Annotated in this window: 18 protein-coding genes; 13 read left to right on the plus strand and 5 right to left on the minus strand. The window is 65.4% G+C overall.

The annotated features are described in order from the left end of the window. Positions 1-126 precede the first annotated feature (126 nt). Entirely contained in the window at positions 127-945 is an 819-nt protein-coding gene (locus tag LZ585_RS13995) for a sulfotransferase family protein (protein ID WP_234854139.1), read from the plus strand. Between the two features lie 18 nt (positions 946-963). On the opposite strand, the gene dps is transcribed toward LZ585_RS13995, so the two are convergent. The 4 genes from dps to fabD all read right to left on the minus strand — a co-directional run bounded on the left by dps (position 964) and on the right by fabD (position 3,661). Next, the gene (gene dps, locus LZ585_RS14000) at positions 964-1,440 is read right to left on the minus strand and encodes a DNA starvation/stationary phase protection protein Dps (RefSeq protein WP_234854140.1); all 477 of its coding nucleotides are present in this window, start codon (positions 1,438-1,440) and stop codon (positions 964-966) included. Positions 1,441-1,574: 134 nt separating this feature from the next. Then, positions 1,575-1,808 (minus strand): acyl carrier protein, encoded by a 234-nt coding sequence (locus LZ585_RS14005; protein WP_089387089.1) that lies wholly within the window; start codon positions 1,806-1,808, stop codon positions 1,575-1,577. Between the two features lie 148 nt (positions 1,809-1,956). Further along, positions 1,957-2,694 carry a 3-oxoacyl-ACP reductase FabG gene (fabG, locus tag LZ585_RS14010; RefSeq protein WP_234854141.1) on the minus strand — a complete coding sequence of 246 codons (738 nt, stop codon included), beginning with the start codon at positions 2,692-2,694 and terminating at the stop codon, positions 1,957-1,959. A gap of 40 nt (positions 2,695-2,734) precedes the next feature. Beyond that, positions 2,735-3,661 (minus strand): ACP S-malonyltransferase, encoded by a 927-nt coding sequence (gene fabD, locus LZ585_RS14015; protein WP_234854142.1) that lies wholly within the window; start codon positions 3,659-3,661, stop codon positions 2,735-2,737. Positions 3,662-4,108: 447 nt separating this feature from the next. Between fabD and LZ585_RS14020 the strand changes: the two genes are divergently transcribed. After that, on the plus strand, positions 4,109-4,744 hold the full coding sequence (locus LZ585_RS14020) for a VPLPA-CTERM sorting domain-containing protein (RefSeq protein ID WP_234854143.1): 636 nt from the start codon (positions 4,109-4,111) through the stop codon (positions 4,742-4,744). A gap of 175 nt (positions 4,745-4,919) precedes the next feature. Here LZ585_RS14020 and ndk read toward each other — a convergent pair whose 3' ends face one another. Further along, the gene (gene ndk / locus LZ585_RS14025; protein WP_234854144.1) at positions 4,920-5,342 is read right to left on the minus strand and encodes a nucleoside-diphosphate kinase; all 423 of its coding nucleotides are present in this window, start codon (positions 5,340-5,342) and stop codon (positions 4,920-4,922) included. Positions 5,343-5,477: 135 nt separating this feature from the next. Between ndk and LZ585_RS14030 the strand changes: the two genes are divergently transcribed. The 11 genes from LZ585_RS14030 to urtA all read left to right on the plus strand — a co-directional run bounded on the left by LZ585_RS14030 (position 5,478) and on the right by urtA (position 14,443). Next, positions 5,478-6,542 (plus strand): AI-2E family transporter, encoded by a 1,065-nt coding sequence (locus tag LZ585_RS14030; RefSeq protein ID WP_234854145.1) that lies wholly within the window; start codon positions 5,478-5,480, stop codon positions 6,540-6,542. 64 nt (positions 6,543-6,606) lie between these two features. Further along, positions 6,607-7,359 carry a GNAT family N-acetyltransferase gene (locus LZ585_RS14035; protein ID WP_234854146.1) on the plus strand — a complete coding sequence of 251 codons (753 nt, stop codon included), beginning with the start codon at positions 6,607-6,609 and terminating at the stop codon, positions 7,357-7,359. Between the two features lie 130 nt (positions 7,360-7,489). Next, positions 7,490-8,305 (plus strand): urease accessory protein UreD, encoded by an 816-nt coding sequence (locus tag LZ585_RS14040; protein ID WP_390625075.1) that lies wholly within the window; start codon positions 7,490-7,492, stop codon positions 8,303-8,305. Between the two features lie 2 nt (positions 8,306-8,307). Continuing rightward, a complete protein-coding gene (locus tag LZ585_RS14045; protein WP_234854147.1) occupies positions 8,308-8,619 on the plus strand; it encodes an urease subunit gamma in 312 nt (103 codons plus the stop codon). Next, positions 8,620-9,180 carry a HupE/UreJ family protein gene (locus tag LZ585_RS14050; protein WP_234854148.1) on the plus strand — a complete coding sequence of 187 codons (561 nt, stop codon included), beginning with the start codon at positions 8,620-8,622 and terminating at the stop codon, positions 9,178-9,180. Continuing rightward, positions 9,181-9,486, plus strand: a complete 306-nt coding sequence (locus LZ585_RS14055) for an urease subunit beta (protein ID WP_234854149.1) — start codon at positions 9,181-9,183, stop codon at positions 9,484-9,486. It abuts the gene before it with no gap. After that, positions 9,483-11,168 (plus strand): urease subunit alpha, encoded by a 1,686-nt coding sequence (gene ureC / locus LZ585_RS14060; RefSeq protein WP_234854150.1) that lies wholly within the window; start codon positions 9,483-9,485, stop codon positions 11,166-11,168. Before LZ585_RS14055 ends, ureC begins: the two co-directional genes overlap by 4 nt. 14 nt (positions 11,169-11,182) lie before the next feature. Further along, positions 11,183-11,728: an urease accessory protein UreE gene (locus tag LZ585_RS14065; RefSeq protein ID WP_234854151.1), complete on the plus strand. Its 546-nt coding sequence runs from the start codon at positions 11,183-11,185 to the stop codon at positions 11,726-11,728. Continuing rightward, the gene (locus LZ585_RS14070) at positions 11,649-12,353 is read left to right on the plus strand and encodes an urease accessory protein UreF (protein ID WP_234854152.1); all 705 of its coding nucleotides are present in this window, start codon (positions 11,649-11,651) and stop codon (positions 12,351-12,353) included. Before LZ585_RS14065 ends, LZ585_RS14070 begins: the two co-directional genes overlap by 80 nt. Next, positions 12,350-12,973, plus strand: coding sequence for an urease accessory protein UreG (gene ureG / locus LZ585_RS14075; protein WP_234854153.1), 624 nt, complete (start codon positions 12,350-12,352; stop codon positions 12,971-12,973). The genes LZ585_RS14070 and ureG overlap by 4 nt, the downstream gene beginning before the upstream one ends. A gap of 183 nt (positions 12,974-13,156) precedes the next feature. Beyond that, entirely contained in the window at positions 13,157-14,443 is a 1,287-nt protein-coding gene (gene urtA, locus LZ585_RS14080; protein ID WP_390625076.1) for an urea ABC transporter substrate-binding protein, read from the plus strand. The last annotated feature ends 10 nt before the right edge of the window (positions 14,444-14,453 follow it).

Raw genomic sequence — 14,453 nt, forward strand, 5'->3', positions numbered from 1 at the left:
CGCAGGCTTTCACGTCGGTTCGCAATTCCATTGAAGGCGTTGAATCTTTCGCCCGGGTTTGGTTTCTGTGTCTAGCCGCGTTTGACGCCCCTGAGCAAGCCGGGCACCCCAATAAGGAGAATGGCAATGGGCTTTCCCGGAGTCTGGATGACCGAAAGCGAAAGCATGATCTATCGCGTGGTGCCGAAATGCGCCTGCTCGACCATCGGGCAGATCATGTTCTATTCCGATCACAGCCGGTTTTTCGACGGCGACATCCATGATTCCACCGAAGGCTTGCACAAATGGTCCCAGGACCACAGCAAGCCCTTGATCGAAAGCGCGGTCGCGCGCCATGACGCCATGACCTTCACCTGCGTGCGCAACCCTTATGCGCGGATCCTGTCGTCGTTCTTCGACAAGATCGCGGGCATCCAGCGCAACGGCAAACGCTATCGCGGCAATCTGGTGCCGCAACTGGCGCAGCAATACGGCATCGACGTGGGCAGCCCGGAAAACGATTTCGATTTCGACCAGATCGCCAGCTTTCGCCGGTTCCTGTTGTTCGCGCGCGACACCATCCGTTGGCGCCGCCCGATGGAGCCGGACATCCACTGGTCGGCCATGTCGGGCCATGTCGGCACGTTCATCGCCAATGGCGGCCGCTATGACCGGATTTTCTTTACCGAAACCTTCAACACCGGCATGGTGCAGGTGCTGGATGCGGCCCCTACCCCCGTGGCGGTCGATCTGGCGGCCGTGCCTCGGTTCAATGAATCCGAGGGGCACGGGCCGAAACGCGCCCACAAGGTCAGCGATTATTTCGACGACCTGTCGCGCCACCTGATCTGGGAAATCTACAAGGACGATTTCCAATTTTTCCGGTATGACTTCGACAACCCCGACAACAAGATGCCGGGGGGCGAGATCGATCTGGACGAGGTGCACGCAAAACTGGGCCGCTGAAGGGGGCAGCCTGGCCGGTCATCCTTCCAGATGGCTTTCCATGAACCACAGATCCTTGTCCACGCCGCGCGAGGCTGCGGTGAAGATGTCGGCGGTATTCGCATCGCCCGCCTCGTCCGTCGCATCGATGGCGGCGCGCAGCCGTTCGCCATGGTCGCGGAAGCGGTCGGACAGGGCGCGGATGTGATCTTCGGCCCGTGTCAGGTCTGTCGGATATTCTGCCAGCGTGGTCGAACCCGCCACCCGTTCGGCGGTGCCCACGGCCACGCCGTCCAGTTGCTGTACGCGTTCGGCCATGATGTCGATCTGGTCGCGCAGGTTGGTATGGACGGCATCGAACAGTTCGTGAATGGCGATGAAGTTGCGGCCCTTCACGTTCCAATGCGCCTGCTTGACCGCAAGCGCCAGGGCAACGGAATCGGCCAGCCGCCCGTTCAGTTCGGAAATCGAGGTCTTGCGGGCGTTGTCGGACAGCCCCTTCAATGCAACGGCCATGATCGGCTCCTTGTCTGGTTTGCCCAGTCAACGGCCGTCTGCCATACACGGTTCCGGTTGCATGGCTGCCATGAAAAACGGCGTCCCTTCTCAGGGACGCCGCTTCGGAATGCCGTTCGTGGCGAGGATGCGGATCAGACCGCGCCCTTGATGAAGGTCACCGCGTCGCCAACGGTCTGGATGGTTTCGGCGGCGTCGTCCGGGATCTCGATCCCGAATTCTTCCTCGAACGCCATTACCAGCTCGACAGTGTCGAGGCTGTCGGCCCCCAGGTCGTCGATGAACGAGGCGGATTCGACCACCTTGTCTTCCTCGACGCCCAGATGCTCGACCACGATCTTCTTCACGCGATCAGCGATATCGCTCATGTCACATCCTCATTCTCGCGGGCATCCGCCCAGTTTTGCACGGGCACATACGGCCCGGTTCTGCCCAGGGCGGTTTCCCCTGCTGCTAAAGGCGGGGATATAGCACCCGTGAACCCTCTTGCAACCGCTTTCGCTTGAAAGGGTTGCGTCAGACCATCGCCATGCCGCCGTTCACATGAAGCGTGGCGCCGGTGACATATGCCGCCTCGGGACTGGCCAGATACAGCACCGCCGCCGCGATCTCCTCGGGGGCGCCCATGCGGCCCGCCGGGATCTGGGACAGGATCTTGCCCTTCTGGTCGTCGGTCAGGCTGTCGGTCATGGGCGTGACGATGAAACCGGGCGCCACGCAGTTCACCGTGATGCCCCGGCTTGCGACCTCATAGGCCAGGGACTTCGACATCCCCACCAGGCCAGCCTTGGCGGCGGCATAGTTGCCCTGCCCCGGATTGCCCGTGGACCCCACGACCGAGGTGATGGTGACGATCCGCCCCCAGCGGGCCTTCATCATCCCCCGCAGGGCCGCGCGCGACAGGCGAAAGACGCTTGTCAGGTTCACGTCCATGACCTGGCTCCACTCGTCGTCCGACATGCGCATGAACAGGTTGTCGCGCGTAATGCCCGCGTTGTTGACCAGGATATCCATGGAACCCATGGCAGCCGCGGCATCCTTGACCAGCGCCGCTGCGGCCTCGGGCTTAGACAGGTCCCCAGGCACGACATGGGCGCGATCGCCCAGGGAGGCTGCCAGTTCCTGCAACGGCCCCTCGCGCGTGCCGGAAAGGGCCACGGTCGCGCCCGCCCCATGCAGTGCGCGCGCGATGGCACCGCCGATGCCGCCCGATGCGCCCGTCACCAGGGCGGTCCTGCCTGTCAGATCGAACATGGCTGATCCTTCTTCTTTATCCAAATATCCAAAGCCGGCCTCAGCCCTTCAACGCCGCGATATCCGCAGGCACGCCTATGTTGCGCACGGTTGCATCCTTGGCGATGCGCTTGATCATCCCCGACAGCGCCTTGCCCGCGCCGATTTCCCAGAATTCGGTCACGCCGGCCTCGGCCATGTTGGCGATGGATTCGCGCCAGCGAACGGTGCCCGTGACCTGTTCCACCAGCAATCGCCGGATCGCGCCGGGTTCCGTCACGGCCTCGGCGCGGACATTGGCGACCAGGGGAACTGCGGGGGGATGGATGTCAACGCCCGCCAGCGCATTGGCCATCACCGCCGCGGCAGGCTGCATCAGCACCGAATGAAACGGCGCCGAGACAGGCAGCATCAGCGCCCGCTTGGCGCCCGCCAGCTTCATCGCCGCCGCCGCGCGTTCCACCGCGTCCTTGTGGCCGGATATCACGACCTGCCCCGGATCGTTGTCATTGGCGGCCTGCACGACGCCCTCGCCCCCGATATCCCTGACGATATGATCCACCGTCGCGAAATCGAGACCCAGGATCGCCGCCATCGCCCCCTGGCCCACTGGCACGGCCTCTTGCATGGCTTGGCCGCGCAGGCGCAGCAGCCGCGCCGTATCCTCCAGCGTCAGCGCCCCTGCGGCGCACAAGGCCGAGTATTCGCCCAGCGAATGCCCCGCCACGAAATTCGCGTCCTGGATGGTCAGGCCCTCGGACTCCATCGCCCGGAACGCCGCCATCGATGCCGCCATCAGCGCCGGCTGCGCGTTCTGCGTCAGCGTGAGGGTTTCAATGTCGCCGTTCCAGATCAGGTCCGACAGCTTTTCCCCAAGCGCCTCGTCCACCTGCTCAAACACCTCGCGCGCGGCGGGATAGACCTCGGCCAGTTCGCGCCCCATGCCGATAGCCTGCGCCCCCTGGCCTGGAAAGACGAATGCGCGCATGGGGGCCTCCTGCTTGATATGGGTTCAGGAGGGATAGCGCGGATGGGGATGAGGTGAAAGGGGGGCCGAGAAGTGCGATCTTCTGTGCCAATTGCATCTCAGTGCGATTCAAATCCTTCGCAATCCCAGGCACGCGACGTGCAGGCAGCTTGTCTTTTTGGACAGGGCCATCAGAGTCGTGTTCCAGGACACAAAAGTTTTTTATAGCCCTAATAATATGTTGATATAGATCACTGATCTGCAGGGCGGATATTCCTTGGCCGTTTCTGTTCTCAGATGTGAAATCTTCGACTTATCTATCTAAGGTTGCATTGATTGTTCTGGGAAAACACATCAACGAAGATATAGTGCAACATCACCACGGAGTACTCGTCTCCGTTGGTTGCAATTAGCCGGGTTGGCTGGACTTATTTGGTAAAAGGTAAAAACGAATGCAAAAGGTGAAGTATGCTATTGCCGTTGCGGCATTTTCGCTTGCCGTCCCCGGCAATCGGACAGGCGGCGACGGTGTCCTACACAAACTCGGATCCGACGCCGCAGGTGCAATTGACCGTTGACGACGCTGCTTCGCCCGGAAAATTCCGCTTCAGCCTTTCCACTTTGCTGGGTACGGCTGATTTCCTGGGTCTGGGCTTCAATTTCGCAGGTTCGATGCTTTCGAATGGCGACCTGACCCTCGTCAGCGCAACAGGGTCAGACGACGAGTCCATCAAGCCGGTCTTGAAGTTGTTCGGGGACAATACCGCAAGCCAATCGACATGTGGCAATGGCTGCAACTTCAATGGCTCGGGAAGCGCATCCGACTTTGACTATATCATCCGCATCGGTGGAAATGGCGGGGGTAAGAACAACTATGTCAAAACGGTTGTGTTTGACGTGGCGTTCGCAGGCGACCTGAGCAGCAATCCGTTTTCGCAATTTGCGTTCCGTGCTCAGTCGACAAGCAATCCTGAGGGCAGCATCAAAGCCGACCTCAACCCTGAACCGCAACCCGCGCCCGTTCCGCTTCCTGCCGGCCTGCCCCTTCTGGGTTCCGGGCTTCTGGCAATTGGCGCCCTGCGCCGCCGCAAGCGCGCCGCCTGATCGGGCAGACTCGCACAACAAGGAAAGCGCCTTCGGGCGCTTTTTTTAACTTTTGGCAATATGCAGCACATCAGCAAAAAGCTGGCCACGTGGACCACCAGCTCTTGCACCGAACGGATCAACGAAAAAGGGGCCACTGGCCCCTTTTCCCTTTCCATCTTGGCCGTTCAGCCAATCACCCGACCAGTTCAAGCCCCGAGAAGAAGAACGCGATCTCCTCCTTGGCCGTTTCGGGCGCGTCAGAGCCGTGGACCGAGTTCTCGCCCACGGAGAGGGCGAACTCCTTGCGGATGGTGCCTGCGTCGGCCTGGGCGGGGTTGGTCGCGCCCATCACTTCGCGGTTCTTGGCAATGGCGCCCTCGCCCTCCAGCACCTGCACGACAACCGGCTCGGAGGCCATGAACTCGACCAGCTCGCCATAGAAGGGGCGGTCCTTGTGGACTTCGTAGAACTTGCCCGCCTGTTCCGGCGACAGCTTGATGCGCTTTTGCGCGACGATGCGCAGGCCCGCATCCTCGAACTTGGCGTTGATCTTGCCGGTCAGGTTGCGGCGGGTGGCGTCGGGCTTGATGATGGAAAGCGTGCGTTCGATGGCCATGGGGCGTCCCTTGTGATGTGACAGGCGGGGCATTCCCGCCCGGTTATTCGATCCGCGCCCGGTTATCAGGGATGGCATCTGCGGGCAAGCCAAGGGCATGATGGGCGCAAGATCCCGGCAAAAGGCCTTGTTTGCATGACCAACCGTCCCCTCTTGTCCGACCCCCGGCCCCGGCTGCGCCCCGGTCCCATCGCCATGGTCATGGCTTTGGTCCTGCTGCTGGCGGCGATGTGGCAATGGTCGAATGTCCTGCTGATGGGATTCGGGGCGATCCTGATCGCCATTGCGTTGCGAGCGGGGGCGGCGGTCCTGCACCGTCGCGCGGGGATCGGCCTCAAGCCGGGCGTGCTGCTGTGCGCCCTTGCGGCGACGCTGGTGATCGCGGGGATCGTGGCGGGGGCGGGGCCGTCAATTTCGGACCAGTTCGGCCAGTTGATCGGCAGCCTGCCCGCTGCGTTGGACCAGGTGAACGCCTGGCTTTCCGACAGTTCCCTGGGCCAATTCCTGGAACGGCGGTTGGAGAGCGCCGAGGCGGCGGGCGAGACGACGCCGGGGGGCAGCCTGCCCTCGCTCTTCGGCTATGTCACGGGAACGCTGACCACGGTCCTTGGCGGGGTGGCGAACCTGGTCCTGCTGGTGACGGTTGCGATCTTCCTGGCGCTGGATGCGCCCATGTATCGCGGCGGCGCCCTGCGGCTGGTGCCCCCCTCCTATCGCGCGCGGGCGGGGCAGATCGCGGACGAACTGGCCCGGTCGCTTGGCCGCTGGATGGGCGGGCAGGCGCTTGACATGGTGCTGGTGGCTCTGGTCACGGGGCTGGGCCTGTGGCTGCTGGGGGTGCCGCTGGCCCTGGTGCTGGGGCTGATCGCGGGGCTGACCAACATCATCCCGGTCGTAGGCCCGTTCCTGTCGGGGATCCCGGCGGTGCTGTTCGCGCTGACCCAGGGGTTCGACCTAGCGGTCTATGTGGCGCTGCTGTTCGTCGTCGTCCAGCAGGTCGAGGGGAACCTTTTGATGCCGCTGATCCAGCGTTATGCCGCCGACCTGCCGCCCGCGCTGACGGTCCTGGCGATCCTGGCCTTTGGCGGGCTGTTCGGTTTCGCGGGCATCGTTCTGGCGACGCCCTTGCTGTTGGTCACGATCATCCTGGTCAAGCGCATCTATGTCGAGGACGTGCTGGGCGACCGGCAGGGCGACTGATGCCGTCGCAATCCGGTCACGGCACGGTGTCATAACAAGGCACCGCAGCTTGGGGGGAAGCCGCATGGAACCACTTCGCAAGGGCCGCTATCTGGCACGGCTCGCCGCCTCGGCCGAGGATCTGCGCGCCGCGCAACGGTTGCGCTGGCTGTGCTTCGTGGCGCGGGACGGCCTTGCCGGTGATGCCGCGCCCCTGGACGCGGACCCCCTGGACGCCGATTGCCGCCATGTGCTGATCACCGATGCGGCGGGCCGGCTTGTCTGCTGCTTTCGCTTTCTGATGCTGCCGGGCGGGCGGGATATCGAGCGCAGCTATTCCGCGCAATTCTATGACCTGGCGGCGCTTGAATCCTTTGATGCCCCGATGGTCGAGGTGGGGCGGTTCTGCGTCCACCCTTCGGCGGGCGATCCTGACATCATCCGCCTGGCCTGGGCGGCGCTGACGCGCATCGTGGACGATGGGGGCATGCAGATGCTGTTCGGATGTTCCAGCTTTGGCGGGATCGAGCCTGCGGTCCATGCGGACGCCTTTGCCATGCTTCAGCAACGCCATCTTGCGCCGCGCCGCTGGTGGCCGCGCATCAAGGCGCCCCATGTCTTTCGCCTGGCCCGCGCCCTGCGTCCCGGCCCCCTTGATGCGAAACGCGCCCTGGCCGCAATGCCGCCCCTGCTGCGCAGCTATCTGGCGATGGGCGGCTGGGTCAGCGACCATGCGGTCGTCGATCCCGTGCTGCGGACCATGCACGTCTTCACCGGGATCGAGATCGGAACGATACCGCCCGCGCGGCAAAGACTGCTGCGTGCGACGGCAGGCTGATCCCAGAGTTGCCTTTTCCGTGGGCGACAAGCCCGCGCCTTGGGCAGATCGCCCCTTGATGCGTGCCTGACGGGCATTTGCCGCATGGGCCGCGATTGACCTTTCCGGCGGTGGGCCACCCCTTCGGTTCATGTTCGACGCAACCGATCCCATGCCCGTTCTTCAGCGCAGCCGTGGCGCAGCCCATGTTGTTCTGGGGCCGCGCGGGCTGGCCGATCTGGCGCAAGGGGGATCGGCCAAGGCGATGCTGCCCCGCATCACGGCGGGCCTGCCGCAGATCGTGTTCCTGAACACATCGGGCGGTCTGGCCTCGGGGGACCGGCTGTCATTCGCGGTAACGCTTCGGCCTGCCACCCGCGCCCTGGCAACCACCCAGACCGCCGAACGCGCCTATCGCGCCACAGGCCCCGCAGCGCGGGCCGAGGTCCGGCTGACCGTGGGGGACAACGGCTGGCTCGACTGGCTGCCGCAGGAAACGATCCTGTTCGACGAGGCCCGGCTGGAGCGTGACACGACGGTCGATCTGGCCCCCGGCGCAGGCTGCCTGCTGCTGGAGATGATCGTGCTGGGGCGCCTTGCCATGGGCGAATGTCCCCGCCGCCTGCATCTGCGCGACCGCCGCGTGGTGCGCCGGGCAGGACGGATCGTCCATCACGACGCGATGGCCCTGGATGACGCGGCGCTGCCCCGGCTGGGGGGTCCGGCCCTGCTGGACGACGCCCGCGCGGTGGCGACCCTGACGATGATCGCGCCCCATGCGCCCGACCTGCTGGCACCCGCCCGCGCCGGTCTTGACGAACCGGGCGTCACGGGCGCCGCCAGCGCCCCGCCGGGCCGGCTGGTGATCCGCCTGCTGGCGCGGGACGACTGGCCCCTGCGGCGGCAGGTCAACCGGTTGCTGACCACGCTTCGCCCCGATCCCCTTCCCCGCATCTGGCAGGTTTGACGATGAACCTTTCCCCCCGCGAACGAGAAAAACTGCTGGTGTCCGTCGCCGCGATGGTGGCGCGTGGCCGGTTGGCGCGCGGCGTCAAGCTGAACCACCCCGAGGCGATCGCCCTGATCACCGATTTCGTGGTCGAGGGCGCGCGCGACGGCCGAACGGTGGCCGACCTGATGGCGGCGGGTGCTCATGTGATCACAGCCGACCAGTGCATGACCGGCGTCCCCGCCATGATCGACTCCGTGCAGGTCGAGGCCACCTTTCCCGACGGCACCAAGCTTGTCACCGTCCATCACCCGATCCGCCAAGAGGCCTGAATGAAAAAGCCCATCCTTGCCGCCGCCCTGCTGCTGCCCCAGGCCGCCCTGGCCCATCCCGGTCACCATGACGCGGGCCAGTTCGCCAGCGGCCTGACCCATCCCGTTGGCGGGCCCGATCATCTGCTGGCGATGCTGGCGCTTGGCCTGCTGGCAGCCCAGGTCGGCGGTCGCGCGCTGTGGGCGCTGCCCTTGGCCTTCGTGGGCAGCATGATCGCGGGCGGTCTGGCGGGTTTCGATGGCCTGCCCTTTCCGGGGGTCGAGCCGATGATCCTTGCCTCGGTCGCCGTCCTGGGGGCTTTGGTGGCAATGGCCGTGCGCCTGCCGCTGGCGGTGCTGCTGCCGGGGGTGGCGTTGTTCGGCCTTGCCCATGGCTGGGCGCATGGCGCCGAAGGGCCTGCGGCGGGGCTGGCCGCATATGCCATGGGCTTTGCCATCGCGACCATGGCGCTGCATCTGGCGGGCATCGGCCTGGGCAAGCTGCTGGGCCGCAGCGTCCTGCTGCGCGGGCTTGGCGGCGGCACGGCTGTGGCGGGCCTGGCGCTTGCGATGGTGGGCTGAGTGACCCCCGGCGAAATCCTGACCGCCCCGGGCGAGATCATCCTGAACAAGGGCCGCGATTCCGTCACGGTGATGGTGGCAAACACCGGCGACCGCCCGATCCAGGTGGGCAGCCATTATCATTTCGCGGAAACCAACCCGGCGCTGCATTTCGACCGGGCCGCAGCGCGGGGAATGCGCCTGTCCATTCCCGCAGGCACCGCAGTCCGCTTCGAACCCGGCCAGTCGCGCGAGGTCCGCCTGATCCCCTATGCGGGCGACCGCATGGTCCAGGGTTTCCGCAAAGACATCATGGGGGCGCTATGACCCGCCTGTCGCGCGCCGATTATGCGGCCCTTTACGGCCCTACCACCGGCGACCGCATCCGCCTGGCCGACACCGACCTGCTGATCGAGGTCGAGCGCGACCTGACCACCCCCGGCGAGGAGGTTAAGTTCGGCGGCGGCAAGGTCGTCCGCGACGGCATGGGCCAATCCCAGGTCACGCGCCAAGGCGGGGCGATGGACACGATCATCACCGGCGTCGTGGTCTTCGATCATCAAGGCATCACCAAGGCCGACGTGGGCCTGCGCGACGGCCGTATCGCGGGCATCGGCAAGGCGGGCAACCCCGACACGCAGCCCGGTGTCACCCTCATCATCGGTCCCGGCACCGAAATCATCGCGGGCGAGGGGCGGATACTGACGCCCGGCGGCTTTGACTGCCACATCCACTACATCTGCCCGCAGCAGGTGGACCATGCGCTGCATTCCGGCGTCACCACCCTGCTGGGCGGCGGCACCGGGCCCGCACATGGGACGCTGGCCACAACCTGCACGCCCGGCCCCTGGCACATCGCCCGGATGATGGAGGCCTGCGCCGACCTGCCCGTCAACATCGGCATCGCCGGCAAGGGCAATGCCAGCCTTCCCGCGGCCCTTGAGGAACAGGTCCGCGCCGGGGCCTGCGCGCTGAAGCTGCACGAGGACTGGGGCACCACCCCTGCCGCCATCGATTGCTGCCTAAGGGTGGCGGATGCCATGGACGTGCAGGTGATGATCCACACCGACACGCTGAACGAATCCGGCTTTGTCGAGGATACCATGGCGGCCATCGCGGGCCGCACGATCCACGCCTATCACACCGAGGGCGCAGGCGGCGGCCACGCCCCCGACATTATCCGCATGGTGGGCATGGGCAATGTCCTGCCCTCGTCCACCAACCCGACGCGCCCCTATACCGCCAACACGGTCGAGGAGCATCTGGACATGCTGATGGTCTGCCATCACCTGGACCGCCGCATCCCCGAGGACGTGGCCTTCGCCGAATCCCGCATCCGGCGCGAAACCATCGCGGCCGAGGACATCCTGCACGACCTGGGCGCGTTCAGCGTCATTTCGTCCGACAGCCAGGCCATGGGCCGGATCGGAGAGGTGATCATCCGCACCTGGCAGACCGCCGACAAGATGCGCCGCCAGCGGGGCCGGCTGCCCGGCGAACAGGGCGACAACGACAACCTGCGCGCCCGGCGGTACATCGCGAAATACACGATCAACCCGGCCATCGCGCACGGCGTTTCCGCCCATATCGGCAGCGTCACCCCCGGCAAGCGCGCCGACCTGGTGCTGTGGTCGCCCGCCTTCTTCGGGGTCAAGCCGGAAATGGTCCTGGTCGGCGGGCAGATCAGCGTGGCGCAGATGGGCGACCCCAACGGCTCCATCCCCGTGCAGCCTGTGTTCAGCCGCCCGATGTGGGGGCATACGGGCCGCGCCTCGGCGCTGTTCGTCAGCAAGGCGGGATTGGAAGACGGCGCAGGAGAAGGCCTGCACAAGACCCTGATCGCGGTCGAAAACACCCGCGACATCGGCAAGGCCGACATGGCCTTGAACAGCGCCATGCCGGTGATCGAGGTCGATCCCGAAACCTACGAAGTGCGCGCCGATGGAGAATTGTTAACTTGCGAGCCTGCGACGGAACTGCCGATGGCCCAACGCTATTTTCTCTTTTGAGGGAGGACACCGACATGATCACCGCCACAAGCATTATCCGCAACGCACCCGCACCGTTCGATGGCGAGGTTTCGCTGGATTACGAAGGCCGCCTGTTGCGGCGCAAGAAGCTGACCTGCGCGGCGGGCGATTTCCTGGTGGACCTGCCCGAAGTGACCAGCCTGGAGGACGGCGACGCCTTTGAACTGTCCGATGGGCGCCAGATCGTGGTGCGCGCGAAACCCGAACCCGTGATGGTGATCCGCGGCCATCTGGCGCGCCTTTCCTGGCATATCGGCAACCGCCACACCCCTTGCCGGATCGAGGCCGATCGCCTGATCATCCGCCAGGACCATGTGCTGGAGGCGATGCTGCGCAAGCTGGGGGCCGAGATTTGCCACAAGGAACTGCCCTTCCGCCCGGAAGGGGGCGCTTATGGCCATGGCCGGACCTTCGGCCACGACCACGGGCACAATCCCTCGGGCCTCCCGTCCCATGCACATGACCACGATCCAGCCAAGGGGCACAGCCATTCGAACGGGCACAGCCATTCCAACGGCCATATCCACCACCACGCCTGAGGCCGCGCGGCTGCTTCTGGCCCAGATCCTGTCGCCCGCCTTTCCCGTGGGCGGCTTTGCCTGGTCGCAGGGTCTGGAATGGGCGATGGATCAAGGGGCCGTCTCCCGTGCGACCCTTTCGCAATGGCTGGCGGACTGGATGGATCATGGTGCAGGCTGGACGGATGCCGTTCTTGCCGCGCTGTCGCTGCGCGCCACGGATCACGCGTCCCTGGACGATCTGGCCCGCGCCGCCTGCCTGACCGCGCAACGCCTGGCCGAGACGGTCGAACAGGGCACCGCCTTCGCCGCCAATATCACGGCCCTGACCGGCCAGCCGCAGCCCCCAGCCGCGCTTCCCGTGGCCTTTGGCCGCACCTGCGCCGCGATGCCCCTGCCGCACCCGGAAATCATCGCGGCCTTTCTGCAAGCCCAAGCCGCAGCGCTGATCAGCACCGCCGTCCGCTTCATGCCCCTCGGCCCGGTCGAGGGACAGCGGATGCTGACGGCGCTGCAGCCCGCGATCCTTGCCACGGCCGGCCGCGCCGCCGAAGCCACCGAAGACGACCTTGCCAGCACGGCTTGGGGCGCAGACATCGCCGCGATGCGGCACGAAACCATGACAGTCAGGATATTCAGATCATGAGCCAGAACGGTCCCCTCCGCGTCGGCATCGGCGGCCCTGTCGGCGCCGGCAAGACCACGCTGACCGAGCAACTGGCCCGCGCGCTTGCCCCGCGCCTGTCCATGGCCGTGATCACCAACGACATCTACACGCGCGAGGATGCCGAGGCGCTGATGCGCGCCCAGGTTCTGCCCGCCGAACGCATCCGGGGCGTGGAAACGGGCGGCTGCCCCCACACGGCGATCCGGGAAGACGCCAGCATCAACCTGGCCGCCATCGCCGACCTGAATGCGGCCTTCCCGGACCTGGACCTGATCCTGATCGAATCGGGAGGCGACAACCTGGCCGCGACCTTTTCCCCGGAACTGGCCGACCTGACCATCTATGTCATCGACACGGCGGCAGGCCAGGACATCCCCCGCAAGCGCGGGCCGGGACTGGCGCGATCGGATCTGCTGGTGGTGAACAAGACCGACCTTGCGCCCCATGTGGGCGTGGACGCGTTGTTGCTGGAATCCGACGCGCGAACCGCGCGCGGTGCCCGCCCGGTGGTCATGGCGCAGTTGCGCCACGGGGCAGGCGTGCAGGATATCGTCGATTTCCTGATCGACCAAGGCGGCCTGCAACCCTGCGCAGCCTGAGCCTGCCTGCGCCACGGGCAGTTGCCCCCTGCTCTGCCCGTTGCCCGTTCAGTTGCCGCACCACGCGCCTGGATCCTGCCTCAAGCCTGTTCAGACCTTTCAAATCCCGGCTTGCTGCACCTGCGAAGGCCCCGCGCCTTCACGGAAACAACAGGGACACGGGCCGAACGGCTGGGGAAGGTGATGATGAACAAACTGTCCACGATGCTGGCGCTGACCACTGCGATGGGGCTGGCGACCGGGGCCATGGCGCAGGAAGGCGAGCCGATCAGGATCGGCGTGCTGCATTCGCTGTCGGGCACCATGGCGATTTCGGAAACGACGCTGAAGGACACGGTCCTGATGATGGTCGAACAGCAGAACGCCAAGGGCGGGCTTCTGGGCCGCCCGCTGGAAGCCGTGGTGGTGGACCCCGCATCCGACTGGCCGCTGTTTGCCGAAAAGGCGCGCGAGTTGCTGACCGTTTCCGAGGTGGATGCGATCTTCGGCTGCTGGACCAGCGTGTCGCGCAAGTCGGTCCTGCCGGTGATCGAGGAACTGAACGGCCTGCTGTTCTATCCCGTCCAGTACGAAGGTGAGGAGTCGTCCAGGAACGTGATCTATACCGGCGCCGCGCCGAACCAGCAGGCGATCCCGGCGGTGGACTACATGGCCGAGGAACTGGGCGTCGAGAAATGGGCGCTGCTGGGCACCGACTACGTCTATCCGCGCACCACGAACAACATCCTGGACGCCTATCTGAAGGGCAAGGGCGTGGCGGAAGGCGACATCTTCGTCAACTACACTCCCTTCGGCCATTCCGACTGGTCCAAGATCGTGGCCGATGTCGTGGCGCTTGGGGCGGATGGCAAGAAGGTGGGCGTGGTGTCCACCATCAACGGCGACGCGAATGTAGGCTTCTACAAGGAACTGGCGGCGGCAGGTGTCAGCGCCGACGACATCCCGGTCATGGCGTTTTCGGTGGGCGAGGAGGAACTGGCGGGCCTGGATACCGCGAACCTGGTCGGGCACCTGGCCGCCTGGAACTATTTCCAGACCGCCGAATCGGACGGCAACACCGCCTTCATCGAGGAATGGAAGGCCTTTATCGGCGACGACGAACGGGTGACCAACGACCCGATGGAGGCCACGGTGATCGGCTTCAACGCCTGGGTCGCGGCGGTCGAAAAGGCCGGCACCACCGATGTCGATCCGGTTCTGGACGCCATTATCGGGGTTGAGGTTCCGAACCTGACCGGCGGCACCGCCACGATCCTGCCGAACCACCACCTGACCAAGCCCGTCCTGATCGGGGAAATCCGCGAGGACGGCCAGTTCGACATCGTCAGCCAGACCGAGCCCGTGCCGGGCGACGCCTGGACCGACTTCCTGCCGGAATCGGCCAAGCTGGACGCCGACTGGCCGGGCAAGGACTGCGGAATGTTCAACACCGAAACGAACGCCTGCGTGCAGGTCCAGTCCAACTATTGACCCGTCGGGG

The organism is Paracoccus everestensis (assembly GCF_021491915.1).
Lineage (GTDB): Bacteria > Pseudomonadota > Alphaproteobacteria > Rhodobacterales > Rhodobacteraceae > Paracoccus > Paracoccus everestensis.

What these genes read in the sequence shown, in the direction of transcription:
- LZ585_RS14050 (WP_234854148.1), top strand. Translation starts at nt 8,620, where the DNA reads ATGAAAAAGCCCATCCTTGCCGCCGCCCTGCTGCTGCCCCAGGCCGCC.
- LZ585_RS14045 (WP_234854147.1), top strand. Translation starts at nt 8,308, where the DNA reads ATGAACCTTTCCCCCCGCGAACGAGAAAAACTGCTGGTGTCCGTCGCC.
- ureG (WP_234854153.1), top strand. Translation starts at nt 12,350, where the DNA reads ATGAGCCAGAACGGTCCCCTCCGCGTCGGCATCGGCGGCCCTGTCGGC.
- LZ585_RS14065 (WP_234854151.1), top strand. Translation starts at nt 11,183, where the DNA reads ATGATCACCGCCACAAGCATTATCCGCAACGCACCCGCACCGTTCGAT.
- dps (WP_234854140.1), bottom strand. Translation starts at nt 1,440, where the DNA reads ATGGCCGTTGCATTGAAGGGGCTGTCCGACAACGCCCGCAAGACCTCG.
- ureC (WP_234854150.1), top strand. Translation starts at nt 9,483, where the DNA reads ATGACCCGCCTGTCGCGCGCCGATTATGCGGCCCTTTACGGCCCTACC.
- urtA (WP_390625076.1), top strand. Translation starts at nt 13,157, where the DNA reads ATGATGAACAAACTGTCCACGATGCTGGCGCTGACCACTGCGATGGGG.
- LZ585_RS14070 (WP_234854152.1), top strand. Translation starts at nt 11,649, where the DNA reads ATGACCACGATCCAGCCAAGGGGCACAGCCATTCGAACGGGCACAGCC.
- LZ585_RS14030 (WP_234854145.1), top strand. Translation starts at nt 5,478, where the DNA reads ATGACCAACCGTCCCCTCTTGTCCGACCCCCGGCCCCGGCTGCGCCCC.
- fabG (WP_234854141.1), bottom strand. Translation starts at nt 2,694, where the DNA reads ATGTTCGATCTGACAGGCAGGACCGCCCTGGTGACGGGCGCATCGGGC.
- fabD (WP_234854142.1), bottom strand. Translation starts at nt 3,661, where the DNA reads ATGCGCGCATTCGTCTTTCCAGGCCAGGGGGCGCAGGCTATCGGCATG.
- ndk (WP_234854144.1), bottom strand. Translation starts at nt 5,342, where the DNA reads ATGGCCATCGAACGCACGCTTTCCATCATCAAGCCCGACGCCACCCGC.
- LZ585_RS14040 (WP_390625075.1), top strand. Translation starts at nt 7,490, where the DNA reads ATGTTCGACGCAACCGATCCCATGCCCGTTCTTCAGCGCAGCCGTGGC.
- LZ585_RS14020 (WP_234854143.1), top strand. Translation starts at nt 4,109, where the DNA reads ATGCTATTGCCGTTGCGGCATTTTCGCTTGCCGTCCCCGGCAATCGGA.
- LZ585_RS13995 (WP_234854139.1), top strand. Translation starts at nt 127, where the DNA reads ATGGGCTTTCCCGGAGTCTGGATGACCGAAAGCGAAAGCATGATCTAT.
- LZ585_RS14035 (WP_234854146.1), top strand. Translation starts at nt 6,607, where the DNA reads ATGGAACCACTTCGCAAGGGCCGCTATCTGGCACGGCTCGCCGCCTCG.
- LZ585_RS14005 (WP_089387089.1), bottom strand. Translation starts at nt 1,808, where the DNA reads ATGAGCGATATCGCTGATCGCGTGAAGAAGATCGTGGTCGAGCATCTG.